This is a genomic window from Bradyrhizobium murdochi (assembly GCF_000472965.1).
GTDB lineage: Bacteria > Pseudomonadota > Alphaproteobacteria > Rhizobiales > Xanthobacteraceae > Bradyrhizobium > Bradyrhizobium murdochi.
The window spans coordinates 36,234-59,271 of sequence record NZ_AXAU01000016.1; the positions used below are offsets into that span (position 1 = coordinate 36,234).

Genomic DNA, 23,038 nt, shown 5'->3' on the forward strand with positions numbered 1-23,038 from the left:
CGTGATCCGTCACTCGTTTCCTTCAAGCCGGAACGTGCCCGCCATCATCTTCACGCTGCTGCCGCCGACGTGAATGGATGAAATCACGCCATTCTCTTTGCGGACGCGCGTCAGCAACAGGCTCGGCCGGCCCATGTCGATGCCCTGCCCGATCCGCAATTTCAGTTCGCCGTCCTTGGTGGGGTCGAGATCGGCAAGCAGCGCCGCGCAGGCGGCCGTCGCGCTGCCGGTGGCCGGGTCTTCGGACAATCCGCTGGCGCCGGGATGAAACATCCGTGCCTGCAAGTCGCATGGCTTCTCACCGGCCGGCACCTCACGCGTATAGAAGTAAACGGCGTCGCTGCCGTCGCACGGAAAGGTTCTGGCGAACGCCGCGGCGTCTGGCCTGGCACGTCGCAGCGCTTCGCGAGAGGCAACTTCCATCGCGAGGAAGGCCAGGCCGACCGAGATGACCTGCGGCGGATGACGGTCGGTCTTGACGTCGTCAGCCGACAGCGAGAGGCAGGCCGCTGCTTGTTCGACACTGACATGCGACATCCGTTTCAACGGCTGCGGCGCCGTGAATTCGGTGCTGACGACCTTGCCATGATCCGTCAGAATCTCGACCGGCACGAGGCCAGCCTTTTCCTCGAACAATAGCCGCGCCGGCGGCTTTTCCGCCAACGTCGCCAGCACGAAGGCGGTGCCGACATTGGGGTGGCCGGCAAAGGGTATCTCCCGGTTCACGGTGAAGATACGAACCTGCGCGTCGTTCGCTCTCTCGCGCGGCGGCAGCACGAAGGTCGTCTCCGAATAGTTGAACTCGGTGGCGATCGCCTGCATCTGTTCGGTCGACAGCCCGCCGGCATCGAGCACGACGGCCAGCGGATTGCCGCCGAAGGCGCGGTCGGTGAAAACGTCTACAGTGATATAACGCCTTTGCATTCTTTCTCTCCCTATGCCAACCGCCACACGGCCATCGGCCGCTCATAGCCCCTGACCTCCACCTCGCCGAGCGAGACGGCATCGCGGCACGCTTCGCCCAGCGCGTCGCGAACCGCTTCGGAGATCAGGAACTGCGAGTTGAAGTCCTTGTTGAGCGCTTCGAGCCGCGAGGCGAAGTTCACGGTGTCGCCGATCACCGTGTATTCCTTGCGCCGCGGCGAGCCGATATTGCCGGCGACCACCTCGCCGAGGTGAATGCCGATGCCGATGCGCAGCGGCCAGCTTGCCGCCTCGTTAATCCGCGCATTGGCTTCCAGCATTTCGCGCGCCGCGGCGACCGCGCGGTGCGCCGGGTCCGGCGCCTGCAGCGGCGCGCCGAACAACGCCATGAATCCGTCGCCCAGAAATTTGTTCACGATGCCGCCGTGCCGATCGAGAATGTCGACCAGGACGGCAAAGGCGCCGTCGAGCCGATCCACCACCTCCTGCGGTGTGCGCGTGCGCGCGCCGGCGGTGAAGCTGCGGAAATCGACGAACATCACGGCGACGCGGCGGATGTCGCTGTCGGCTTTCGTGCCCTCGGCCATCAGCCGCTCGACCACTTGCGGTGAGACGTGCTGGCCGAACAAATTGGTGATGCGGTCGCGCGCGGTCGCCGCCTTGATGCTCGCCTCGAACTGCCGCCGCAACTGATGGCCGACCGCACCGGCGAGCATGCCGCAGATCAGGATGATCAGGCTGCGCGCGGCGTGGTAGTAAATGCTCGGCTCGGCGTCGCCCGTGGGCGGATGATAGAAGATCGCCATGCAAAACAATTGAACGGCGGCGATCGCGCCGGTGAAGGTGGAGAGCCAGAAGTCCAGCCGCAGCGTCGAGAGGATGATGAAGATGAAATAGGCCATCGGCGTCACGAAGCCGAGCGCCGCGACCGATCCCATGCTGTTGATGTGCAGCGCCAGCGCGATCGTCGGCATCGAGGTCTCGATCAGCGCGCCCAGATAGCGCCGGAATATGGGTAGGTCGCGCCCCTGACGCATGTGGCGGGTGATCGCCCCATGCACCCAGAGTTCGAACAGGATGAACGGCACCATGACCGAATAGAGATAGTGCGGCTTGAGATTGCCGTGCCACACGCGGCTCACCGCCTCGGGCGCAACCAGGTAGACGGTCCAGAGAATGAGCGCCAAAAGCGTTGTGGTTGCGATCAGTGCCTTGATGCGCAGCAGCTCGGTTGCCATCACTTCCTGCGTCAGCGCGCGCTGGAAGTCGGCCGACACCGCCAGCTCTTGATCGCTCTTCCCCTTGCCCCAGAACTTCACTGTCTTCTCCGGAATGACGATGCGCATATAATCTCAGTCGAGCGTGCGGCGGAAGCGTGTCACCGCGATCGTCATTGCCACCAGCATCAGTACAATGAGTGCAATCGTGTCGTATTGCAGGTTGGAAGGAGCCGCGCCCTTCAACATGATGGCGCGGACGATGCGGATGTAATGGGTCAGTGGCAGTCCCTCGCCGAGATACTGCGCCCAGACCGGCATGCCCGCGAACGGAAACATGAAGCCGGACAACAGAATGCTCGGCAGGAAAAACATCATCGACATCTGCATCGCCTGCAACTGGTTCTGCACGATGGTGGAGAAGGTGTAGCCGATCGACAGGTTGGTGGTGATGAACAGCGTCGTCAGTGCCGCCAGCAGCGCCACGCTGCCGAGAATCGGTACGCCAAACAGCAAGGTCCCGATGCCGACGATCAGCGAGGCCTGGATGAAGCCGACGATCACGTAGGGAATGATCTTGCCGAACATCACCTCCACCGGCCTGATCGGCATCGACAACAAGCTCTCCATGGTGCCGCGCTCGATCTCGCGCGTCACCGACAGCGCGGTGAAGATCAGCATGGTCATGGTCAGGATGGTACCGACAAGGCCCGGCACGATGTTGAGCCGAGATTCCGCGGCCGGGTTGTAACGGGCATGAGCCCTGATCTCGAACGGCATCGCGGGCGGATCGCCGATGTGAAGGTCGTGCGCGAGCGCGGTCTGCACCACTGCACCGAGCGTGCCCAGCGCGGAGCCGGCCGCGACCGGATCGGTCGCATCAGCCGCGACAAGCAGCGCCGGACGGTCGCCGCGCCGCACCGCGCGTTCGAAGCCGCGCGGGATCTCGACCCCGAACAGCACCTTGCCGGACTGCAGCAGATCGTCGAATTCGGCAACGCTGTGTACTTCGCGGGTGAAGCGGAAATATTTGGTATTCTCCAGCGCCTTCAGCACCGAGCGCGCCAGATCGCTGTCCTCCTGGATCAGCACAGCCGTCGGCAGATGGCGCGGCGTGGTATTGATGGCATAGCCAAACAGCAATAGCTGCATGACCGGGATCATCACGATCATCGCGAACGAGACGCGGTCGCGACGGAGCTGGATGAATTCCTTGACCAGCATCGCAAAGCTGCGCCGCCAGAAGCCGAAAGCAGGCTCCGTCACGCCGCGATTTTGGCTGGCAGCATCGGTTACACTCATTGGAAATTGTCCTTTGAGCGGTTCATGAGATCGATGAACACGTCTTCCAGCGACGGCTCGCTGTCCTCCCAGCGCCATCCCCTCTTATCGCGATAAGGCGCGATGGTTGTTTCCAACGCGGACTTGTCGCGCCCCGAGACGTGCAGGCTGGTGCCGAACGGCGCCACCATGTCGATGCCGGGCTTGCCGGCGAGCTCGGCCGCAAGCCCGTTGAGGTCGTCGCCGGAAACCGTGTAGGTCGACAACGCCGATTTCGCGATCACTTCGTCCACCGTGCCGTGCGCCAAGAGGTGGCCATAGGCGATATAGGCGATCTCGTGACAGCGCTCGGCCTCGTCCATGTAATGGGTCGAGACCAACACCGTCAGCCCTTCGGCGGCCAGCGCATGGATCTCGTTCCAGAAATCGCGCCGCGCCTTGGGATCGACGCCGGCCGTCGGCTCGTCCAATAGCAGGAGTTGCGGATTGGGCAGCGTGCAGGCGCCGAGCGCGAGCCGCTGCTTCCAGCCGCCGGAAAGTTCGCCGGCAAGCTGCTCCTCGCGGCCGCTCAGGCCGATCCGCCGGATCATGTCACGTGCAGCGCCCCGCGCGTCGCGCATGCCATAAAGCCGCGCGACGAATTCGAGGTTCTCGCGCACCGACAGATCCTGATACAGGCTGAAGCGCTGCGTCATGTAGCCGACCAGGCGCTTGATCTTGTCGGCGTCGCGGCGGATGTCGTAGCCGAGGCAGGTGCCCTCGCCGGCATCGGGTGTCAGCAGCCCGCACAGCATGCGGATCGTGGTGGTCTTGCCGGATCCGTTCGGCCCGAGAAAGCCGTAGATCGAGCCGCGCTTCACCTGCATCGAGAGGTCATGCACGACCTCGCGGCCGCCGAACGATTTCGACAACCCGTCGACCTTGATGGCGATATCCGCGGCAGATGTCGTCGAAACCGAACTCATTTCTTCTCCGCTACCGGCGTCCGGGCGTTGAGGAATACGCTGACCGGCTGGCCGACACGCAGCGCGTCGGGCCGGCTCGGCCGCGCCTGGATCAGGTAGACCAGCTTGTTGCGTTCATCGAGGCTGTAGATGACCGGCGGGGTGTATTCCGCCGTCGTCGCGATGAAGTAGATTTTTGCGGTGAGATCGGGCGCGCAATTGTCGCAGGTCACCTTGACCTCGTCGCCGATCGCAAGCTTCGGCAGCTCCGTCTCCGGCACGAAAAAGCGAATCTTCATGTTGCCTGGCGGCATGATCGACAGCACGGGCCGTTGCGCCTGCACCATCTCGCCTTCGCGGAAATAGACCTGCTGGACGGTACCGGCGACCGGCGCAAAGCCGCTCCGCCGCGCGAGGCGAGTCTGCGAAGTATTGACGCGGGCTTCCGCGACGCGCAACGCCGAGGTTGCCGAATCGAGGTTGGCCTGCGTGCCGGAGCCGGTCTTGCTCAGCGACGCCGCGCGGTCATAGGTCTGCTGCGCATTGGCGAGCGTCGCCTTGTTCTGATTGAGGTCGGCCTGCTGCAAATCGTCGTCGACGGTGTAGAGCTGCATGCCGGGCTTCACCTCGTCGCCCTCGCGCACATTGAGTTTTGTCACACGGCCGCTTTCGTCGGGGCTTACGAAGATCATGTCGGCCTCCACCCAGCCCTGAAAGCCCGGATCCCTGCGCTCCTGGCAGCCGGAGAGCACTGCGGCCAGCGCCAGCGCGGCCAGGATCGTTATCGTTCGCGACGAAGTCATGCCGTTCTCCGTTCGCCAAAAATCAGATCGAGATGCACCCGAAACATTTCGAGGGCATCCAGTGGCGCATGTCTGCTGAAAAGGCTCTGCCAGATCACGGCGATGAGCGCCGGCGCCACCATGATTTGCGGAAACCGCGCCAGGTTCTTGTGTTGAATTTCGCCGCGCGCGATGCCGAGTTCGATCAGCGCGCGCATGCCCGCAAGGCCTCGCGACACCACTTCGCGGTAATAGAAGTCGGCTACTTCTGGAAATCGCGGACCTTCGGCAACGATCAGCCGCACGAGGTCGCCGCGTCGCGTGGCGGCCACCTCCTCGATAAAGGTTTTGGCAAAGCCCTCCACCATGTCGCGCACCGATGCTCCGGGCTGCGGGGGCGTCGCCCAGAGGCGGGTGACCAGCGGCACGATCGCGGTCCGGATCAATTCCTCGAACATCGATTCCTTGTCCTTGAAGTGCAGGTAGATCGTGCCCTTGGCGACGCCGGCGCGTTTTGCGATGTCGTCGAGCCGTGTCGCCGCAAAGCCGCGCGCGATGAATTCGTCCATCGCCGCCGCGATGATGGCCCCGCGCCGCTCGGCAGCGCGCTCGGCGCGGTTGGAGGCCGGCTTGGGCTTCGAGGAGGCCGGTGCCCTCGCCCCGGCCCGGCGATCGGCCGGCTTCAAGGCGGATTTCCTGGCGCTTTTGGTGGCTTCATTTGTCATGCCTCATTTATGACTGACTGGTCAGTCATTGTCAATTTCAAACGGAGCCGAGGCTTTCACATGGACGTGACCGAAGTCCGCGAGATGCCGGCGCAAGGATTTTGCGTGTCAGCAAGGAAGCATCACATCCCGCATATGTGGGGTATCCGCTAAGGCCGCAGCCCTTCCCTGCGTCACTTGCGAGCGCGAAAACTCCAGCCAGCGCGCCGAGCCGCCGATCACGCGGACGCTGATCCTGGACGATCACGCGGCGGGTGTCCTCGTTTGCGTTTTCGAATGCGCGGGAGTTGTGAGGGCCCGCCTCTTGCCCCACGTCTTCGCCGGTCGCCCCTGCGAACGCAGGGACCCATACGCCGCGGCTTATCCATTGCGTGATGAGTCAGCCGCCTTTGCAAAAACGAACGCCAGTGCGTTCGCAGGGACGACGGATGGATATGGGCTTGCATTCTTGCGGCGCGTTGCGTGGGCAAGGCAGTGATCTACGCGACAAGCGCGACGCCTGGTCTGCATGATTGCTTACAAGGAACTTTCGGTCCTGTGCGGCGTCATAAGTGATGCGGCCAAGGCTTGGCACGGGAGGTGCCATGTCGAAGTTCGGCGTTACAGTAATCGCTGTCGTACTGGTGACCGCGCTGTCGAGTGCCGCCACTGCGAAAGGGCGCGGACATTTTGCTCTCGGCCCACTGAGCAGCGTGAAATCCGCATTCGCCCGCGTGCTTGCGCCAGGGCTGTTCCTTGGCCGCCCCAAGCATCACCGCCGGGTGCATGCCCGTCGGATCAAAAACGCTCCCGTCGCTCTAAAAAGCGCACCGGTCGCTTTACAAAACATCCCGTCCGCTACGAACCAGCCCTCCGGCGAGGAGGGGTTGGTTGTTGGCAGGCTATTCACCGACCCCGCGGCACGCAGGCAGATCGCCGCGACTGCCGCGCTTGCTCACTGGCATGGTGACCGTGACACTACAGACGGGTGGTGGTCGCATGGCCATGGCGGATATGGCTGGGTTGGGCCGTTGTTCTGGCCGTTCGCCTACAATGATATTTATGGTTATGCCATCTTCGGCGATGGCATCGGCTTCTGGGACTACGGCTACCCCGACATTTATGCCGGAATTTTTGGGCCTTACGGCAGTGACGAACTAGCAGCTTACATGGCACCGGATTCTTCCGGCCGAAGAGAACGAAGGATCCCGCCGCTGCAGCAGCTCTGCGGTGATGCCGGCCACGAGATTAGCGGTCTCGCCATTGATCAGATTCAGCGGGCGATTCAGCCGACCGAGGCGCAACGGGCCGCTCTGGACCGTCTTGCCGACACGTCCAACTCGGCCGCTCAGATCATTCAGGCATCTTGCCCGATGCAGCCCGGATCAACCGCGCCGGCCCGATTGGCCCTGATGCAGCAGCGCACAGCGGCTATTCTCACTGCAGTGATATCCATGGAGCCGCTGCTGGGGGAACTTTATGATCTGCTGAATGACGAGCAGAAAACACGGCTCAACGCACTCGCTGACGATCAGCTCAAGACGGCGTCCGCAAACGGGGCCATGAAGGCGGCGCCGGACCAAGGCTGCGAAGCGTCCCTGCCAGCCGCGTTGCAATGGCCGGCCGGCGAGATCGAAGCCACGCTACACCCGAACGATGCCCAACGCGACGCGCTTGAACGGCTGCAGCGTGCCAGCGCCAGAGCTGTCGAGATGCTAAGCTATGAATGTCAGCCGAAAGATGCGATCACCCCACACGCTCGCCTCGCCGCGATGGATGGTCGGCTCAGTACCATGCAACAAGCCATCAATCTGGTGAGCGACGCTCTGGAAGACTTCTATGCCACACTGAGTGATGAGCAGAAGTCTCAATTCGAGTTGATCGGACCAAAACGAGCGCCATGACCAGACGGCTTACTGGCGCCAAACCGACCAGCAATTCCACTTCCCGACCGATCGGCGCCCTCACCCCTTGCGCATTTTGCTGAGCAGGTAGTTGTCGTAATAGTTCTCCGCGATCTGCGTATAGAACAGCACTTCCTTCATGTACGCGTCGTGGCTCTCCTTGGTCTTCTTGAACAGCGGTTTCTTCTCGGCGATTTCGTTCAGATGGTCCTGCGTGGCCTTGTAGCAGGCTTCCATGACCGGCTGCGGAAACGCGCGCAGCTCCGCTCCATTGGCGACAAGCCGCTTCAGCGACGCAGGATTGACGCTGTCATATTTTTCGATCATCCACGCGCCGGCTGCCGAAGCGGCCTGGTTGAGGATCGCCTGGTATGGCTTGGGAAGCGCATTCCACTTCTCGTCGTTCACGGCCATGTGAAGCATGGCCCCGCCTTCCCACCAGCCGGGAAAATAGTAGTACTTAGCCACCTTGTAGAAGCCGAGCTTCTCATCGTCATAGGGACCGACGAACTCCGCGGCATCGATCGTTCCTCGCTCGAGCGCCGGATATACGTCACCTCCCGCGATCTGCTGCGGCACGACGCCAAGCCTTGCGAGCACATGGCCGCCCATGCCTGCTATGCGGAATTTCAGGCCTTTGAGATCGTCGACCGTCTTGATCTCCTTGCGGAACCAGCCGCCCATTTGCGTGCCGGAATTGCCGCACAGAATCGCGTGCGCCTTGAAGGGCTTCAGCGCCTCGTTGCAGAGATCAGCGCCGCCGCCGAACGTCCACCAGGAATGCTGATGGCGATGGTTCATGCCAAACGGCGCGCCCGTCGCATAGGCCAGCGCCGGCTCCTTGCCGATGTAGAAATAGAGCGGCGTCTGCGCGATCTCGACGGTCGAAGAGCTCACCGCATCAAGCGCCTGCAGGCCGGGCACGATCTCGCCGGCCGCAAAGGTCTGAATCTGAAACTTGTTGTCGGTGGCATCAGCCACGTATTTCGCGAAAGTCTGCGCCGTGCCGAAGATGGTTTCGAGCGACTTCGGAAAGCTCGAAGTCAAACGCCATTTGATCTCGGGCGCTGCTTGCGCGATCGCAGGCGCCGCAACCAGCGTCGTCGCGCCGACCACGGCGCTGCCTTTGAGGAAGGTACGGCGTTTCATGATGTGCTTACTCCCTTAAAGGAAAGTCGATTGGCGTGGGACAAAGCGCCTTCCGCGTCCGTTTGATCTCATCATAACGGACTTCGAGGCATGCGTGAAAGCACAACCTCACCGTCATCAGGCGAATTGTCGCTTGAACCGCCTCAATCGGACCAGCATTATTTATCCCAGGGGTGCCGTCTCCAGAGCGCCCTCTCCTGGGAGGTTACCGATGAAAGCATTCACATTGGGTGCGGCGATCGCGCTTGCGTTCTCCGCCGCTGCCTACGCGCAAGCGCCAACCTGGACCGTTCCGTCCGAAAGCCAGCGCTGTCCGTCGAAATGGGGCGCGGCCGACGAGCGCGGTTCGGCCAATCACCAGAAGCCCGCGGCCGTGATGAACGCGGCGAAGCTGATCAAAACCGGCGAGGTGATCGAGCTCGCGCACGTGCTCGGTCCCAGCATGGCGTTCTTCGGAACGCGGCGCTTCGATATGCATACCAAGCGCACGTTCATGAACCAGTTCTCCAACATGCGTGGCTCGAACGAAGAGATTATCATTACCGAGCTCGGCCAGGTCGGCACGCAGTTCGACGGCTTTGCGCACCAGACCCACCTCAATAGCTGGTACAATTGCCAGAAGGTCGACGAGAATAGCGATCGCACCGGATTCAAGAAGTTCGGAATCCATAATGTGGGCACGCTGTTCACGCGCGGCGTGCTGATCGACGTCGCCGGCTTCAAGGGCGTCGAGATGCTGGGCGACAATTACGAAATCACCGTGGAAGATCTCGAGGGTGCCCTGAAGAAGCAAAACCTGACGCTGCAGCCCGGCGACGCGGTGCTCATTCACACCGGCTGGGGCAAGCTCTACGGCAAGGACAACCCGCGCTACGTGAAATCCTGCCCGGGCATCGGCGTGCCGGCCGCGCTCTGGCTAGCCGCAAAGGACCCGATGCTGCTCGGCGCCGACAACTGGCCGGTCGAGGTCTCACCCAACCCCGACAAGCAATTGTCGCTTCCGGTGCACCAGATCGCGCTCGTGGTGAACGGCATCCATCTGTTGGAGAATCTCAAGCTCGACGAGCTCGCGCAAAAGGGCGTCGGCGAATTCGCCTTTGTGATGCAGCCGCTCAAAATTCAGGGCGGCTCGGGCTCCACGGTGTCGCCGATCGCGGTGAGGTAGCGGCTTATCACAGTTCGTAACCCGCATGACCGTCGCTCGCGCTTCGGTTCTGGTCGAACCAGAACCGAAGCTCGGATTTTTGCTTTCGCGTCTGTTCACGCCAACCGGGCTACTCCTCGGTCGGGCCCGGAAGGAGACGGCGAAGGCGCTGAGCTTCGTGCCACGCCTCAAGACCCTCCTTCCCAAGGCGCGCGAGCCTGGTTGCCAACTGCACGAGGATGAGTGTGATCATGGCTGCCGCCCCGCTTTAGCAAGCAGACGCCCGGTCCGATGCCCGGCGTCCTCAGTCGGTTTGAACCCGCGGGCGGCAAGGTACTGCGCAACGACACGGTCAGCCCGCCGCTGACGGGCTTCGATTTGAACGCGCAACAATCGGGTGAAAAACGAGGGTTTTCCGGTCGGGGCAGAAAACCAGGCCCCAGTGGTGAGTACGTTCGCCATGGATGGCTCCTTTATCGGAGTTGTCCTTGGGCGAATTTCCTTCCCTGATACGAGAGATAGGTACTGGTGCCAACAAATGCGAGATCAAATACCTCGCACTCATGCATCAATTTTGCACCTCGCCGCGCAAAATGCCTGACGCAATCACATGGCTGTAATATCAAATACGCATGTCCGCCGGCCCAAGCGAATCATCTGATCTGCGAGATCACTGGGCGGAGTGTGAGTCGCGAGCGCTCACTTCGCGAATGGGTTCACCCAGCCTCCCCGGCCCGTGGGCGCGCGCGGCGGATAGGCCGTCTCGAGATAGCTTAGGACCTTTTCGCGGTCCTTGTCGTCGAGCGGCGGCATGTTGTGGCGGCGGATCATCAGGTTGATCGAATCCTCCCACTGCGCGCGCGTCATGCCCTGCTGCGCCACCAGACGGAAACCGTGGCAGGCGGTGCAGGCGTAGAAGGTCTCGTCGCGGCCGGGACCTGCGGGAAACTCCTCCGGACTTTCCTCGCGTGGCGCAAAGTTTGTCTGCGCCATGGCCGGCACGATCCAGAGCGCGCCGGCCATCGCGAACCACACCAAGCGCTGCATCATCCGACCAGCACGGCGATGCGATGCATGGCGTTGCCGCCATAGCCTTGCGGATTCCAGAAGCCGGCCTGATGCGGCTGCATCGCGCCCTTGGAATCGGTGGCGCGCGCCCAGATCTCGAAATAGCCGTCACTCGGCAGTTTCAAGGTCGCGGTCCAGCGCTGCCAGTCATACTTGTTCTTCGGTTTCTCAAGCGTGGCCCGCTGCCAACTCGCGCCGAAATCGGTCGAGATATCCACCTGCTTGACGGTGAGATCGCCGGCCCAGGAGGCACCGCGCAGCTTCAGCTCCTTGGTGCCGGCCGCGAACTTGGCGCCGTTGGCCGGATTGGTGATGATCGAGCGCACCGGCATCGATTCCAGAATGCGGAAGTTTGCCGGATCGGCCTTGCCGCCGGGCACCATCGGCTTGATCGGGGTGCGGTAGGAAAACTCCGTCATGCCGGGGCCATCATGCTCGCGGTCGCGGATGGTGATGCGCGTCAGCCATTTCTGCGAGGCCGAGCCTGACCAGCCTGGAACAACCAGGCGCACCGGCCCGCCATGGATGTTCGGCAGCGGCTTGCCGTTCATGGCCCACACGATCATCGTGTTGGGATCCATCGCCTTCTCCAGCCGCACGCCGCGTGAGAGGCTCGGCTTATTGGGGTCGCCCGACAGATGAAGATCGGCCGCATAATGTGCGGTGTATTTTGCTGATGGCTTCAGGCCCGCCTTCTTGAGCAGATCGGCGAGCGGCACGCCGGTCCATTCGGCGCAGCCCGCCCCGCCATTGTTCCACTGGTTGCCGCGCGCCGGCGGCGAGAAGCCCGCACGGCCGTTGCCGCCGCATTCCAGCACCATGCGCCGCGTCACGGCCCTGTATTTTGACTTCAACTCGCCGAGCGTGATCTCGAGTTTGTTGTTAACCTCACCATCGATAGTGATCTTCCAGGCGTCGGGATCCTTCGCCTCCTCGGGGATCTGCCCGTTGTTGCGGATGTAAAACTTCTCGATCGGCGTGGTGTCGTCGTCGAGCAGGCTTTCCGGCGTCTCGGCAACCAGCGGCTTTTCGCCGAGCACGACGAGGCCTTCGTGCTTGCCTGGATATTTCAGGTATTGCGGTCCCTTGGCCGGAGGGGATGCGGCCGGAGCGGCCTGCGCATGGGCCTGAGGGATTCCGCCGCCGTTGCGTGACAGCGGCGTCGCGCCTCCGATGACGGCGCCGATCGCAGCCAGTCCTGAACTGCCCAAAAATCTGCGCCGGCTGGTATTGAAATTGTTGCCGTTGGGCGCATCGCGCCCGGACTCCCGCGCCATGATATCCTCCCTCATTGCCCTATGCCGGGCTTTTTGGCCGCAGTTCCCTTCAGGAAACCCGGCTGGCGGGAGTATTCGCGTTTTGCGGCCTTGCCGCAAGACGGCCTGGAGCCGCCGCGCAGGATCGTGCGCTTCGAGGCGTCCGGCATTGGCGTCAATTTGCCGCTCGACACGGCCGACAAACCTTGCGAGATTCGCAAAATGCGACCGCCGCACAAGAAAGGCGGGACACGCTTGTCGTCAGACATGCATTGCTCGCACTTCTTTACTGGCAGCAATCATCATCACCGGTCGCTGAGGGGCAGGTTATCGTCTCTATCGAGGCATCGCCCGATAGCGCCAAGTCAAAGTTGGAAACAGCGGAGACCTGCCATGACTAGTATCCAAGAAGCTCCGAGCAAGCTCGTTCTGAAAGCAGGCTCGACCACGCTTACTTTCGACAAGGATTCCGGCAAGGCGATCCTGCAGCAGAAAATGTTGCTGTGGAACAAGAAGCCAGTCGAGTTCCCGCTCTCCGAAATCGACGACATCGCGGTGAAGTCAGACGTGGACAGCCTTTCAGGCGCGCCAATCCACCACAGCGTCATGCACAGGCGCAATGGCGAGATCACCGTCCTGACCACCGAGGAAGCCAACGAAGCTGCCGAGACGGTCAAGAAGCTGCGTGGATTTGTCGGATTGCAGAGTTGAGGCGCAGGATGGCCACGGCTTGGTGTAGGAACGCGCAGTCGGAACGATGTCCGTTCGTCGGTTTTCAGTGGCGTGAACGAGATGCGCGCCTCTTAGCTCGACATCGCGAATAGAGCCGCCGCATGCGGACCATCGCTGGCATGCTCCGCAAACGATGTGCCCCAACCCTCACGCAAGAGGCGAGAAGGGGTAAAATGTCACGCGGTCACATCCAAGGAGCAACAACATGACCCCACACATCCCCGAGGAACGTTCAACGAGGTTGATCGACTGGAATCCCTTCGTGATCGTGGACAACACGATGCCGCCTCGAGATCCTGATGAAGACGGCGAGGACGAAGAGGAAGAGGAAGAGGACGAGGACGAAGAAGAGGGCGCCGACGAAGCGCCGATCGTACGCGAGCCGGACGAAGACTAAGCGACATGGTGCGCATCAAAACGACGCCCGCCGACCGCTCTGAACTTGTCGGTCGACTGCTCTAGATAATGAAACTTCAGCCCGTCGACGACCTTGTTGACCACCTTGCGCTCGGCGCGCATCGCGAGCCCGACCAGGTTGAGCTCGGCACGGATCTCCGCCCTCACCACCTCGCGATTGGCGGCATCACGCGTGATCTGACCATTCGTGGCCGCAGTGCACTTCATCAGAAGCTCGGCTCAGGCCAGGCGCACGCCTATTCTCAGCGTGTATCGACCCTGTAAGCCACAACAGTGCCTTCCATCATCATCGGGATCATGACGGTACCATCCGGCCCCATCCCGAGATCGGCGCTCCCCTTCGCGAGCGGAAGGAGGCGCGTCGCTGTGCCATCGCTCGCGATGCGAAACAGCCCGCCGGTCATCCAATCGGTGACGAGGTAGCCGCCCTTGCCATCGGGTTCGACGCCGTCAAGATTGCCGACTGGTGCCGAGCTTCCCAGATCGGACACTTTCTTCGTCGCGAGATCGACCGCCTTCATGCGGCCGGGCACCTTCGTCGAGAAGTCCGGGGCCATCTTGCCCCACGACGCAACCACAAGCCGGCCGTCCTCGGCGAGGAGCCCGTTCGGATTTTCGAGCGCGTCATCCTGCATCAGGAGAGACAGCTTGCCGCCGTCGAGCACCCAAATGCTGTTTGACACCATATCGGAAGCGTAAATCCGTCCACTCTTGTCGGCGGCGAGGTCGTTCAAGAACTTGGATCCGGGTGCCTCGAACCGGTTTACGACTTCGCCCTTGGCGGGGTCGATTTCCGCGATCCGGTCCACATCTGCGACGTAGAGCTTGCCATCGGCAAGCGCGAGCCCGGTCGGACTGTCGAGCCCCTTGATCCACTCGATTGTTACGACCTTTCCATCCGGCCCGAGCTTTGAAACGAAGCCATTCCCATCCTTTTTCATCGCATCGCCGTTGACGTTCGACACATAGACCGCCCCCGCAGTTCGGTCGAAGACCGCCGATTCGGGGTTCTTGAAGCCACTCGCCTCCCACAGCTTCTGAGGTTCCGCGGCGCCGGCGCTGAAGGTAAGAACAGCTAACATTAGTGCGGAGAGCTGAGGTGTCCTCATGGTAGCCTCCTCGTGCTGCCCCGACGAACGAACAAGCCTGTTACGGCAGATGTTCCTCAGCTCTTCTTTGAAATTGCGCCGCCGGGTTAGTCGGGCAGATGCAGTCTGACTTGGTAGGTCAATCGCAGTGGCTGCCCTGGGGTCACTCGTTATTCTATTACCTCTTCAACGAGGCCAGCCTGGCGCAACCCGGGCCAATAGCTCAGGCTTTCGAAAACGCCTAGCTGTGAAACTTCAATCCGTCGACGATCTTGTCGACCACCTTACGCTCAGCGCGCATCGCGAGCCCGACCAGGTTGAGCTCGGCACGGATCACGCCCTTAACCACCTCGCGGTTGGCGGCATCATGCGTGGTCTTGAACATGTCCTCGGTATAGACCGCGGGCGTGACGTTGCGGGCGAGCGCCCGTTCGAGCGCGCGGGACAGCGCCGGACGGTCAGCGCCGTAGATCAGGATCGGCTGGCCGATCAGCGACAGATATCTGGTGCCGGAACCGTCGCCATAGGGCTCGCCGATACATTCGGGAAACGCTGCGGCAATGCCGCCGGCGAGGAAGGAGGCAACGTTGAGCTTCTGCCAGGCCTCGAGATCGGTCCGGATCACGACCGCGATCTTGGTGTCGAATTGCATTGTGAGTTACCGCATGTTTGAGCGTTCGGATGAGTTCAGCTCCTCATGGTGAGGAGGCGCGCAACGCCGTCTCCGGACGACGCTACGCATCGCCGGGAGAACCATGAGGCCCGAGCCGGCCTTCATCCTTCGAGACGCGCGTTCCGCGCTCCTCAGGATGAGGGTCAACCTATCACCCCTTGGCGTCGCAGGCCCAGGCGCGGATCACGCATTCCTTGCCGCCAAACTCGTAGCATTTCTTGGTCGCGGCGTTGAGCGAGCTGGTGATTTTCGGTTTCACGGCATAGCCGTGGGGGCCGCAGGGGTTGGTCAGGTCGATGGCGAACGCGGCGCAGGCGCGCTTCATGGTGACCGCGGTGCAGGCGCCCTTGCATTGCTTCAGCGCCGCGGCACGTGCCGTTTCCTCAGCGGGATAATCGTAGGCCTGGCCGTAGGCGCCGCATTTGCCAACCGCAAACGCGCCGGCCGCCCATGCCTTGGTGATGTAGCTCGAGACGGCCAATATCAGTGTCAATGCAACGACGAACAGCGCGCGGCGCTGTGCCGCGACAGTCGAAACGATCAAAATCCCCTCCCCCGAGGTAACGGGAAGAATCTAAGCCGAGGGAGTTTCCAGTTGGTGAACGGTTGATTGAGAATGGAAGCGTCGGTCTATCCACGTCGTCGTCCCGGCCTTGAGCCGGGACCCATAACCACAGGATGACGTGGCTTGGGCCAAGCTGTGGCTCCAGCTCGTCGCTACAATCGGCCGCGGTGGTTATGGGTCCCGGCTCAGGCTGGGACGACAGCGGTGGTTGCTTTACGATCGCCTTGCCGCCTCCAGCGCTTGCGGCGTGTCGATGTCGAGGAAGGCGCTGTTTCCCTCGACCGGCACTTCGGCCACGGCCTCGGTGTGCTTGGCGATCAGGTGACGGGCGCCGACGTCGCCTTCCAGCGTCATCAATTCCCTGAAGAAGCGGCGCGACCACAGCACGGGATTGCCGCGGCGGCCGTCGCTGACGGGGACGGCGATCAGGTGGCCGCGGTCCGGCGCAAACGTCTCGATCAACTGGTCGATCAGTTTTGCCGAGATCAGCGGCATATCGCCGAGGCAGACGACGGCACCGTCGGCGCTGTCGGGCACCGCGGCGATGCCGGCCTTCACCGATGAAGCCAGTCCGCCGGCGAAATCCGGGTTGCGGACGAATTTTACATTGAGGCCTGCCAGTGCCTGCTCGACCAATTCGGCCTGGTGGCCGGTAACGACGATCACATCCGTTGCCTTCGAGGCCAGCGCCTGCTCGGCCACGATCCGCACCAGCTTCTTGCCGTCGATCTCGGCCAAGAGCTTGTTGGGACCGCCCATGCGGGTCGAGCGGCCGGCGGCAAGCACGATGGCCGTGACGTTGCGGTTGGCCTCGGTATCGGCAACCGTGCGCGGCTGCGGCCTTGTCACGATTTCCATCAGCAGGCCGCCGACGCCGAGGCCGGTGATTTCAGCGCGCGTGACCTTCAGCCCAGCGAGAAGCCGCATCAGCACCCAGTCGAAACCGTTTTCGACCGGCGAACGTGCGCAGCCCGGTGCGCCCAGCACCGGCACGCCGCCGGCGCTGCCGATCAGGAGCAGATTGCCGGGATCGACCGGCATGCCGAAATGCTCGATGGCGCCGCCGATTTCGCTGATTGCGGCCGGAATCACGTCGCGGCGGTCGGCGATGGCGGAGGCGCCGAACACGATCACCAGTTCAGCGCCGAGGCCGAGCAATTCCTTGATCGAGGAAGCCAGCGCCGCCTCGTCATGCGGCACGCGCCGTTCGGCGATGATGCTGGCACCGGCCGGCGCCAGCCGCTCCGCCGTCACGCGCAGCGTCTTGTCGATGACTTTTGGCGAGAGCCCTGGCAGTAGCGTTGAGACCACGCCGACCCGCTTGATGACATAAGGCGCAATCCGCAGCACGTCGCGGCCTGCGGCGGCCACGGCCGCGTCGCGCAACTTCGCTTCGACGCCGAACGGAATCAGTTTTACGGTCGCGATCATCTCGCCTTCGACCACCGGCTTGAAGGCTGCGAGCGTCGCAAAGGTGATGGCTTCGTCGACGCCGTTGATGCGGTCGACCGCGGCGCGGTCGATCACCAAGACGCCGGCCTGTGCTGCGAACAGATTGGCGCGGCCGGTAAAGGCGCGCTCGACATTGACGCCCTCGCCCGCGACGGCCTGCGCGATGCTGGCGGCGGCTTCGTCTTCGGAGACGTCGCCCTGCTCCAGCCGCACCACGACGATTGCCTTGACGCCTGCCTTGTCGAGCGCCTCGACTTCGGCAGGCCCGATCGTGGTGCCTTTCTTCAGCACCAGCGGCCCCTGCCGCAGCGTATGCACAGTGACGCCGCCAATCGCATCGGCCGGACTGGCGGGACCGAACTTCATGCCGCCTGCACCTTCGCGGTTTCTTTCGGCAGCCGCAGCTCGGCGGTGATCTCGGCCATGATCGCGACCGCGATCTCCGAGGGCGACACCGCGCCGATCGAAAGGCCGATCGGCGCATGGATGCGCGCGATATCGGCATCCGCAGCGCCCTGCGCCTTCAGCCGCTCGGCGCGCTTGGCGTGGGTCTTTCGCGAGCCGAGCGCGCCGATATAGAAGCACTCGCGTTCAAACGCGTGCAGCAGCGCCGGGTCGTCGATCTTCGGATCGTGCGTCAGCGCGACAAACGCCGTGTAGTGATCGATGTTGAGCGGCGGCAGCGCCACATCGGGCCATTCCGCGATCAGCGGCACATCGGGAAAGCGCTCGGGGCTGGCGAACGCCGTGCGCGGATCCACCACCGTGACGTCGTAGTCAAGCGAGCGCGCCAGCGGCGCCAGCGCCTGGCTGATATGGACTGCGCCGACAATAACAAGCCGTGCGGTCGGCGCATAAACGTTGAGAAACAGCTTCTTGCCGCCGGATTCGATCATGCCGCTCTTGCCCATGCGGAGCTGCTTTGAAAGCTCGGCGCTCAAGGGATCGGTCGCGATGTCCTTGGCCTTCACCAACCGCTGATCGCCATTGGCGACATCGGTGACCACGATGACCGGCCGGCGCGCGGCGCGCTCGGCATTGACCTGTGTGAGGGTTTCCAGCTTCACGATTGGCCAACCTTCTCGACGAAGACGCGGATAGTGCCGCCGCAGGACAACCCCACATTCCAGGCGGTCTCGTCGGCAACGCCGAATTCCAGCATTTTGGGTTTGCCGCTGGCGATCACGTCGAGCGCCTCGGTGACGACGGCGCCTTCGACACAGCCGCCAGAGACCGAGCCTAAAAACGTGCCGTCGTCGTTGATGACGAGGCTGGAGCCCGCAGGCCTCGGCGCCGAGCCCCAGGTCTCGACCACGGTCGCCAGCGCCACGCCGTGACCGGCCTTCTGCCAGTTTTCGGCGGCCTGCAGAATGTCTTCGTCGCGATTGAGCATGGGATGCCCTTTCAAGCTGCTGAGCGGATGCGGCTCATGTGGTGCGGCGGAGGCGGCGCCGAAAGCGCCTCGATCAGCCCTTCCATCGAGGTCAAGTTATGCACCGGGCGGAATTCGTCAACGTGCGGCAGCATCATTTTGATGCCCTGCGCCTTGGCCTCGAAGCCGCTGTAGCGCAGCAATGGATTAAGCCAGATCAGGCGGCGGCAGGACCGGTGCAGCCGGTCCATCTCGAAGGCGAGCTTGGCATCCGCCTCGCGCTCCAGCCCGTCGGAGATCAAGAGCACGATGGCGCCCTGCCCGAGCACGCGGCGCCCCCACAATTTGTTGAAGGAGTGCAGCGAGGTAGCGATGCGGGTGCCGCCGGCCCAGTCCTCCACCGAAGACGAACAGCTCGCCAACGCTTCGTCGGGATCGCGCGCCCGCAACGCCCGCGTCACGTTGGTGAGTCGCGTGCCGAACAGGAACACCGAGACACGCTTGCGCGCGTCGGTGATGGCATGGAGGAAATGCAGGAACAGGCGGGTATATTCGCTCATGGAGCCGGATATATCGAGCAGCGCCACGATCGGCGCCGGCTTTTCGATCCGGCCGAGCTTTCGGATATCGATGATCTCGCCGCCGGTGCGGAGACTGCTGCGCAAGGTTCGGCGCATGTCGAGCCGCAGGCCCTTGGCATCGGGCTGATAGCGGCGGGTGCGCAACTCGGCCTGCGGCAGCTTCATATTGGCAATGGCGCGGGTCACTTCCGCGATCTCGGCCGCGCTCATCTGTGCAAAGTCCTTCTTCTGCAGGATCTCCTTGTCGGAGACCGACAGCCGCAGTTCCTGCTCCTGGACTTGCGGTACCTCATCGCGCGCCGAGGGCTGCGCCAACGCCTCCTGCACGCGGCGCGAGGCCGGCGGCGGCTTCTTTTTGGCGTGATCGGGCAACGGCACCGAATCCAGCATGTGCTTCAAGTCCTCGGCGGCGCGGAAGAACAGGTCGAAGGCTTGGGCAAAGATCAGCATATGCTCGTGGCGCTTGACGAAGATCGCTTCCAGCGTGGCGTAGACATCGGCACGGTTGCCGATCTCGATCGCCTGCAGCGCGTCGAGGGCGTCGATCACGGCACCAGGTCCCACGGGAATGCCGGCAGCGCGCAGCGCGCGGCCGAAGCCGACGACATTGTCGGCCATGTGGCCGGTCGGGGGATTGAGGTGGTCGATGGTGGTCATGGTCAACCCGGTTTCCACTCTCGTCATTCCGGGATGGTCCGCAGGACGAGACCCGGAATCTCGAGATTCCGGGTTCGCACTGCGTGCGCCCCGGAATGACGACAGCTATGTCTCGCTCGTCGCGTCCTTCAAAACCTTTTGCAGCGTATCGCCCTGCATGCGCGCGATGTCGTCCTGGTATTTCAGCAGCGCTCCGAGCGTGTCGCCGACCAGTTGCGGCGTCAGCGAGCGGGCGTCGAGCTCGGTCAGCGCAGTCGCCCAGTCGATGGTTTCGGCAACGCCCGGCGACTTGTAAAAATCCTGATCGCGCAGCGCCTGCACGAAGTGAACGACCTGCTGCGACAGCTTTGCGGAAATGCCCGGCACGCGCGACTTGACGATCGCAAGCTCGCGCTCGGCCTCGGGGTAATCCACCCAGTGATAGAGGCAGCGGCGCTTCAGCGCGTCGTGGATCTCGCGGGTGCGGTTCGATGTGATGATGACGATCGGCGGATGCGGCGCCTTGATGGTGCCGAATTCGGGGATCGTGACCTGGAAGTCGCTGAGGATTTCCAGGAGATACGCCTCGAACGCCTCGTCGGCGCGGTCGAGTTCGTCGATCAAGAGCACCGGCGCGCCGGCGACATCGGGCTCCAGCGCCTGCAACAGCGGGCGCTTGATCAGAAAACGCTCGGCAAAGATATCCGACGACAACTGCTCGCGGTCGGTATCGCCGGCGGCCTCTGCCAGCCGGATCGCGATCATCTGCGCCGCGCTGCTCCACTCGTAGACCGCGGAGGCGACGTCGAGCCCCTCATAGCACTGCAGGCGGATCAGCTTGCGTCCGAGCGCGGCCGACAGGACCTTTGCGATTTCGGTCTTGCCGACGCCGGCTTCGCCTTCGAGAAACAAGGGCCGGCCCATGCGCAGCGACAGATAGGCGACCGTCGCCAGCGACCGCTCCGCGAGATAGCCGCGCGAAGTCAATAGCTCCAGCATCCCATCGACGGATTTGGGCAGCGTCGATGCACTCATGCGATGGCCAATCTTGATGCGCCGGAAATCGGCAAAATAACCGGCAAGCCTACTTCGCCGTCGCGGCTTCGACGGCGCGGCGCGTCAGCACGCCGATCAGATGCGCGCGATATTCAGCGCTGCCGTGTAGATCGCTGTTCAGCCCTTCGGGCGATGCCGAAATGCCGTCCAGTACCTTGTGCGAGAAACGCTTCTTCAGCGCTTCCTCGAACTGGGTGGCGCGGAATACGCCCTCAGAGCCGGCGCCGGTGACGGCGACGCGCACGTCGGACGGGCGCCTGGCGACGAACACGCCGACCAGCGCATAACGCGAGGCCTGGTTGCGGAATTTGACGTAAGCCGCCTTCTTCGGCAGCGGGAACATTACCTTGGTGATGATTTCATCGCTTTCGAGCGCGGTCGTGAACAGGCCCTGGAAGAATTCCTCCGCCTTCAGCCGGCGCTTGTTGGTGACGATGGTGGCGCCGAGCGCGAGCACGGCCGCGGGATAATCCGCCGTCGGGTCGTTATTAGCGAGCGAGCCGCCGAGCGTACCCTTGTGGCGCACCGCGGGATCGCCGATTCCGCCGGCGAGTTCGGCGAGCGCCGGAATGGCCTCGCCGACGATGGGCGACGTCGCGACATCGGCATGCGTGGCGGTCGCGCCGATCACCAGCGAACGGCCCTTCATCTCGATCGCATCGAGCCCTTCGATGTGCGAGAGATCGACCAGATGCGGCGGGCTGGCGAGCCGCTGCTTCATGACCGGCACCAGCGTGTGGCCGCCGGCAATCACCTTGGCGTCTTCGTTCTTCACCAGGAGATTGGCGGCCTGCCGCACGGTCGCTGGCCGATGATATTTGAATTCGTACATGAGAACTTCCTGATCGCTATTCGCGATGAAATCGATTAGGCGAACTTGTCGATTGAGCGGGCATGTCGGTTAAGCGGATTTGGCCATTGCCTTGGCGCCGGCAGCGATGGAGGTCACGATATTCTGATAGCCGGTGCAGCGGCACAGATTGCCTTCGAGCTCCTCGCGGATGACATGGTCCGAAAGGTCGTGGCCCTTGCGGTTAACCAGATCGACCGCGGTCATGATCATGCCAGGCGTGCAAAAGCCGCACTGCAATCCGTGATGCTCGCGAAAAGCTTCCTGCATCGGGTGCAGCGGCGCGCCGTCGGGCGCCAGGCCCTCGATGGTCTTGACCTCGTGGCCATCAGCCATCACCGCAAGCGTGGTGCAGGATTTGACCGCCTTGCCGTCGAGATGCACGACGCAGGCGCCGCACTGCGAAGTGTCGCAGCCGACATGGGTGCCCGTCAGCCGGAGATTTTCCCGCAGAAACTGGACCAGAAGGGTACGCGGATCGACGTTGGCGTTTACGGGATTACCGTTCACGATCAGGGAAATCTTGGCCATCACCACTCTCTTGGGCCGCACTGCCGGAGCGGGCAACGCAGACGTTTATAGTCATTCCAAAGCCCATAATATGGGCCATCCCGATAATGAGCAACCTCAGGAGCCCCAACGAGCCCCTCTTCTGGGGCATGGCCTGAGTGACTTGACGGGGCTATCGGAGGGGGCCTCGCGGGATCGGACTCGCGAGAATCAGCCCTGCACGGCCTTGCCGAAATTGGCGAAGAACTCGTCGGCCAGCTTTTTGGCCGCGCCGTTGATCAGGCGCTGTCCGAGCTGGGCCAGCTTGCCGCCGATCTGCGCTTCGACGTTGTAGCTCAAGAGTGTGCCGCCATCCTTTTCGGTCAGCGCCACCGTGGCGCCGCCCTTGGCGAAGCCGGCAACGCCGCCCTCGCCTTCGCCGGAGATCTTGTAGCCGTTGGGCGGGTCGAGATCGCTCAGCATGACCTTGCCCTTGAAGCGGGCCGAGACCGGCCCGACCTTCATTTTGGCGATGGCGCGGAAGCTGGTTTCATCAGTCTTTTCCAGCTCCTCGCAACCGGGGATACAAGCCTTCAGCACTTCCGGATCGTTCAGTTTGGCCCACACGGCCTCGCGCGACGCCGGAAGCTGGACTTCGCCGTTCATCGTCATGGCCATGGGGGTGCCCTCCTGGATCGCGTCAACCTGATAGCCCCAAGTAAAGCACGCCCGGGCCAAAGGGAAGGCCGCTGGC

24 protein-coding genes and 2 pseudogenes are annotated in these 23,038 nt (G+C 62.9%); 5 read left to right on the forward strand and 21 right to left on the reverse strand.

Translation table 11 applies throughout. The features are described from left to right. Positions 1-9: 9 nt before the first annotated feature. Genes YUO_RS0126080 through YUO_RS0126105 form a run of 6 tightly spaced genes read right to left on the reverse strand, consistent with a single transcriptional unit; the run spans position 10 to position 5,873 of the window. Positions 10-924, reverse strand: a complete 915-nt coding sequence (locus YUO_RS0126080; protein WP_028349912.1) for a PhzF family phenazine biosynthesis protein — start codon at positions 922-924, stop codon at positions 10-12. Positions 925-935: 11 nt separating this feature from the next. Next, positions 936-2,270 carry an adenylate/guanylate cyclase domain-containing protein gene (locus YUO_RS0126085; protein ID WP_035727683.1) on the reverse strand — a complete coding sequence of 445 codons (1,335 nt, stop codon included), beginning with the start codon at positions 2,268-2,270 and terminating at the stop codon, positions 936-938. A 6-nt stretch (positions 2,271-2,276) separates the two neighbouring features. Next, positions 2,277-3,443 carry an ABC transporter permease gene (locus YUO_RS0126090; protein WP_028349914.1) on the reverse strand — a complete coding sequence of 389 codons (1,167 nt, stop codon included), beginning with the start codon at positions 3,441-3,443 and terminating at the stop codon, positions 2,277-2,279. Beyond that, positions 3,440-4,387, reverse strand: coding sequence for an ABC transporter ATP-binding protein (locus tag YUO_RS0126095; RefSeq protein WP_028349915.1), 948 nt, complete (start codon positions 4,385-4,387; stop codon positions 3,440-3,442). The genes YUO_RS0126090 and YUO_RS0126095 overlap by 4 nt, the downstream gene beginning before the upstream one ends. After that, entirely contained in the window at positions 4,384-5,169 is a 786-nt protein-coding gene (locus tag YUO_RS0126100) for an HlyD family secretion protein (protein WP_028349916.1), read from the reverse strand. Before YUO_RS0126100 ends, YUO_RS0126095 begins: the two co-directional genes overlap by 4 nt. After that, on the reverse strand, positions 5,166-5,873 hold the full coding sequence (locus tag YUO_RS0126105) for a TetR/AcrR family transcriptional regulator (RefSeq protein ID WP_028349917.1): 708 nt from the start codon (positions 5,871-5,873) through the stop codon (positions 5,166-5,168). The genes YUO_RS0126100 and YUO_RS0126105 overlap by 4 nt, the downstream gene beginning before the upstream one ends. Before the next feature lie 169 nt (positions 5,874-6,042). On the opposite strand from YUO_RS0126105, the pseudogene YUO_RS49000 reads away from it, so the two are divergent. Together YUO_RS49000 and YUO_RS0126110 are read left to right on the forward strand one after the other, a co-directional pair. Continuing rightward, positions 6,043-6,166, forward strand: a pseudogene (locus YUO_RS49000) (short-chain fatty acyl-CoA regulator family protein); the annotation flags it as partial. A 291-nt stretch (positions 6,167-6,457) separates the two neighbouring features. Then, on the forward strand, positions 6,458-7,756 hold the full coding sequence (locus YUO_RS0126110; RefSeq protein WP_028349918.1) for a Spy/CpxP family protein refolding chaperone: 1,299 nt from the start codon (positions 6,458-6,460) through the stop codon (positions 7,754-7,756). Positions 7,757-7,816: 60 nt separating this feature from the next. Here the strand turns inward: YUO_RS0126110 and YUO_RS0126115 are convergent, their stop codons facing one another. After that, entirely contained in the window at positions 7,817-8,905 is a 1,089-nt protein-coding gene (locus YUO_RS0126115; RefSeq protein ID WP_028349919.1) for a TRAP transporter substrate-binding protein, read from the reverse strand. Between the two features lie 211 nt (positions 8,906-9,116). On the opposite strand from YUO_RS0126115, the gene YUO_RS41805 reads away from it, so the two are divergent. Further along, positions 9,117-10,070: a cyclase family protein gene (locus YUO_RS41805; protein ID WP_035727686.1), complete on the forward strand. Its 954-nt coding sequence runs from the start codon at positions 9,117-9,119 to the stop codon at positions 10,068-10,070. A 678-nt stretch (positions 10,071-10,748) separates the two neighbouring features. Here the strand turns inward: YUO_RS41805 and YUO_RS0126130 are convergent. Both YUO_RS0126130 and YUO_RS0126135 read right to left on the reverse strand, forming a co-directional pair. Then, positions 10,749-11,099, reverse strand: coding sequence for a hypothetical protein (locus YUO_RS0126130; protein ID WP_028349920.1), 351 nt, complete (start codon positions 11,097-11,099; stop codon positions 10,749-10,751). Continuing rightward, entirely contained in the window at positions 11,096-12,394 is a 1,299-nt protein-coding gene (locus YUO_RS0126135) for a sulfite oxidase (protein ID WP_235782834.1), read from the reverse strand. The genes YUO_RS0126130 and YUO_RS0126135 overlap by 4 nt, the downstream gene beginning before the upstream one ends. A gap of 372 nt (positions 12,395-12,766) precedes the next feature. On the opposite strand from YUO_RS0126135, the gene YUO_RS0126145 reads away from it, so the two are divergent. Together YUO_RS0126145 and YUO_RS0126150 are read left to right on the forward strand one after the other, a co-directional pair. After that, complete coding sequence (locus YUO_RS0126145) at positions 12,767-13,084, forward strand: hypothetical protein (RefSeq protein WP_028349923.1); 318 nt, start codon at positions 12,767-12,769, stop codon at positions 13,082-13,084. 226 nt (positions 13,085-13,310) lie between these two features. Further along, entirely contained in the window at positions 13,311-13,502 is a 192-nt protein-coding gene (locus tag YUO_RS0126150; protein ID WP_028349924.1) for a hypothetical protein, read from the forward strand. 68 nt (positions 13,503-13,570) lie between these two features. On the opposite strand, the pseudogene YUO_RS47930 reads toward YUO_RS0126150, so the two are convergent. The 12 genes and pseudogenes from YUO_RS47930 to YUO_RS0126215 all read right to left on the reverse strand — a co-directional run. Next, positions 13,571-13,696: pseudogene (locus tag YUO_RS47930) on the reverse strand (DUF2000 family protein); the annotation flags it as partial. Between the two features lie 68 nt (positions 13,697-13,764). Then, entirely contained in the window at positions 13,765-14,631 is an 867-nt protein-coding gene (locus YUO_RS0126160; RefSeq protein WP_035727690.1) for an SMP-30/gluconolactonase/LRE family protein, read from the reverse strand. A 220-nt stretch (positions 14,632-14,851) separates the two neighbouring features. Beyond that, the gene (locus YUO_RS0126170; RefSeq protein WP_028349927.1) at positions 14,852-15,262 is read right to left on the reverse strand and encodes a DUF2000 family protein; all 411 of its coding nucleotides are present in this window, start codon (positions 15,260-15,262) and stop codon (positions 14,852-14,854) included. A gap of 172 nt (positions 15,263-15,434) precedes the next feature. After that, the gene (locus tag YUO_RS0126175) at positions 15,435-15,824 is read right to left on the reverse strand and encodes a DUF4189 domain-containing protein (RefSeq protein WP_028349928.1); all 390 of its coding nucleotides are present in this window, start codon (positions 15,822-15,824) and stop codon (positions 15,435-15,437) included. Positions 15,825-16,061: 237 nt separating this feature from the next. Next, complete coding sequence (locus tag YUO_RS0126180) at positions 16,062-17,666, reverse strand: NTP transferase domain-containing protein (RefSeq protein WP_028349929.1); 1,605 nt, start codon at positions 17,664-17,666, stop codon at positions 16,062-16,064. After that, positions 17,663-18,367, reverse strand: a complete 705-nt coding sequence (locus YUO_RS0126185; protein WP_028349930.1) for an XdhC family protein — start codon at positions 18,365-18,367, stop codon at positions 17,663-17,665. The genes YUO_RS0126180 and YUO_RS0126185 overlap by 4 nt, the downstream gene beginning before the upstream one ends. Next, positions 18,364-18,693 (reverse strand): XdhC family protein, encoded by a 330-nt coding sequence (locus YUO_RS0126190; RefSeq protein ID WP_025589337.1) that lies wholly within the window; start codon positions 18,691-18,693, stop codon positions 18,364-18,366. The genes YUO_RS0126185 and YUO_RS0126190 overlap by 4 nt, the downstream gene beginning before the upstream one ends. Before the next feature lie 11 nt (positions 18,694-18,704). Beyond that, the gene (locus tag YUO_RS0126195; protein WP_028349931.1) at positions 18,705-19,937 is read right to left on the reverse strand and encodes a vWA domain-containing protein; all 1,233 of its coding nucleotides are present in this window, start codon (positions 19,935-19,937) and stop codon (positions 18,705-18,707) included. Positions 19,938-20,015: 78 nt separating this feature from the next. Then, a complete protein-coding gene (locus YUO_RS0126200; RefSeq protein WP_028349932.1) occupies positions 20,016-20,924 on the reverse strand; it encodes an AAA family ATPase in 909 nt (302 codons plus the stop codon). 49 nt (positions 20,925-20,973) lie between these two features. Continuing rightward, the gene (locus YUO_RS0126205; protein ID WP_028349933.1) at positions 20,974-21,777 is read right to left on the reverse strand and encodes an FAD binding domain-containing protein; all 804 of its coding nucleotides are present in this window, start codon (positions 21,775-21,777) and stop codon (positions 20,974-20,976) included. A gap of 69 nt (positions 21,778-21,846) precedes the next feature. Beyond that, positions 21,847-22,326 (reverse strand): (2Fe-2S)-binding protein, encoded by a 480-nt coding sequence (locus YUO_RS0126210; RefSeq protein ID WP_028349934.1) that lies wholly within the window; start codon positions 22,324-22,326, stop codon positions 21,847-21,849. A gap of 189 nt (positions 22,327-22,515) precedes the next feature. Beyond that, positions 22,516-22,962 carry an SRPBCC family protein gene (locus YUO_RS0126215; RefSeq protein WP_028349935.1) on the reverse strand — a complete coding sequence of 149 codons (447 nt, stop codon included), beginning with the start codon at positions 22,960-22,962 and terminating at the stop codon, positions 22,516-22,518. Between the last annotated feature and the right edge of the window lie 76 nt (positions 22,963-23,038).

What these genes read in the sequence shown, in the direction of transcription:
- YUO_RS0126100 (WP_028349916.1), bottom strand. Translation starts at nt 5,169, where the DNA reads ATGACTTCGTCGCGAACGATAACGATCCTGGCCGCGCTGGCGCTGGCC.
- YUO_RS0126210 (WP_028349934.1), bottom strand. Translation starts at nt 22,326, where the DNA reads ATGGCCAAGATTTCCCTGATCGTGAACGGTAATCCCGTAAACGCCAAC.
- YUO_RS0126090 (WP_028349914.1), bottom strand. Translation starts at nt 3,443, where the DNA reads ATGAGTGTAACCGATGCTGCCAGCCAAAATCGCGGCGTGACGGAGCCT.
- YUO_RS0126085 (WP_035727683.1), bottom strand. Translation starts at nt 2,270, where the DNA reads ATGCGCATCGTCATTCCGGAGAAGACAGTGAAGTTCTGGGGCAAGGGG.
- YUO_RS0126115 (WP_028349919.1), bottom strand. Translation starts at nt 8,905, where the DNA reads ATGAAACGCCGTACCTTCCTCAAAGGCAGCGCCGTGGTCGGCGCGACG.
- YUO_RS0126135 (WP_235782834.1), bottom strand. Translation starts at nt 12,394, where the DNA reads ATGGCGCGGGAGTCCGGGCGCGATGCGCCCAACGGCAACAATTTCAAT.
- YUO_RS0126150 (WP_028349924.1), top strand. Translation starts at nt 13,311, where the DNA reads ATGACCCCACACATCCCCGAGGAACGTTCAACGAGGTTGATCGACTGG.
- YUO_RS0126105 (WP_028349917.1), bottom strand. Translation starts at nt 5,873, where the DNA reads ATGACAAATGAAGCCACCAAAAGCGCCAGGAAATCCGCCTTGAAGCCG.
- YUO_RS0126180 (WP_028349929.1), bottom strand. Translation starts at nt 17,666, where the DNA reads ATGAAGTTCGGTCCCGCCAGTCCGGCCGATGCGATTGGCGGCGTCACT.
- YUO_RS0126190 (WP_025589337.1), bottom strand. Translation starts at nt 18,693, where the DNA reads ATGCTCAATCGCGACGAAGACATTCTGCAGGCCGCCGAAAACTGGCAG.
- YUO_RS0126080 (WP_028349912.1), bottom strand. Translation starts at nt 924, where the DNA reads ATGCAAAGGCGTTATATCACTGTAGACGTTTTCACCGACCGCGCCTTC.
- YUO_RS0126145 (WP_028349923.1), top strand. Translation starts at nt 12,767, where the DNA reads ATGACTAGTATCCAAGAAGCTCCGAGCAAGCTCGTTCTGAAAGCAGGC.
- YUO_RS0126215 (WP_028349935.1), bottom strand. Translation starts at nt 22,962, where the DNA reads ATGGCCATGACGATGAACGGCGAAGTCCAGCTTCCGGCGTCGCGCGAG.
- YUO_RS0126110 (WP_028349918.1), top strand. Translation starts at nt 6,458, where the DNA reads ATGTCGAAGTTCGGCGTTACAGTAATCGCTGTCGTACTGGTGACCGCG.
- YUO_RS0126195 (WP_028349931.1), bottom strand. Translation starts at nt 19,937, where the DNA reads ATGACGAGAGTGGAAACCGGGTTGACCATGACCACCATCGACCACCTC.
- YUO_RS0126095 (WP_028349915.1), bottom strand. Translation starts at nt 4,387, where the DNA reads ATGAGTTCGGTTTCGACGACATCTGCCGCGGATATCGCCATCAAGGTC.
- YUO_RS0126200 (WP_028349932.1), bottom strand. Translation starts at nt 20,924, where the DNA reads ATGAGTGCATCGACGCTGCCCAAATCCGTCGATGGGATGCTGGAGCTA.
- YUO_RS0126205 (WP_028349933.1), bottom strand. Translation starts at nt 21,777, where the DNA reads ATGTACGAATTCAAATATCATCGGCCAGCGACCGTGCGGCAGGCCGCC.
- YUO_RS0126130 (WP_028349920.1), bottom strand. Translation starts at nt 11,099, where the DNA reads ATGATGCAGCGCTTGGTGTGGTTCGCGATGGCCGGCGCGCTCTGGATC.
- YUO_RS41805 (WP_035727686.1), top strand. Translation starts at nt 9,117, where the DNA reads ATGAAAGCATTCACATTGGGTGCGGCGATCGCGCTTGCGTTCTCCGCC.
- YUO_RS0126170 (WP_028349927.1), bottom strand. Translation starts at nt 15,262, where the DNA reads ATGCAATTCGACACCAAGATCGCGGTCGTGATCCGGACCGATCTCGAG.
- YUO_RS0126160 (WP_035727690.1), bottom strand. Translation starts at nt 14,631, where the DNA reads ATGAGGACACCTCAGCTCTCCGCACTAATGTTAGCTGTTCTTACCTTC.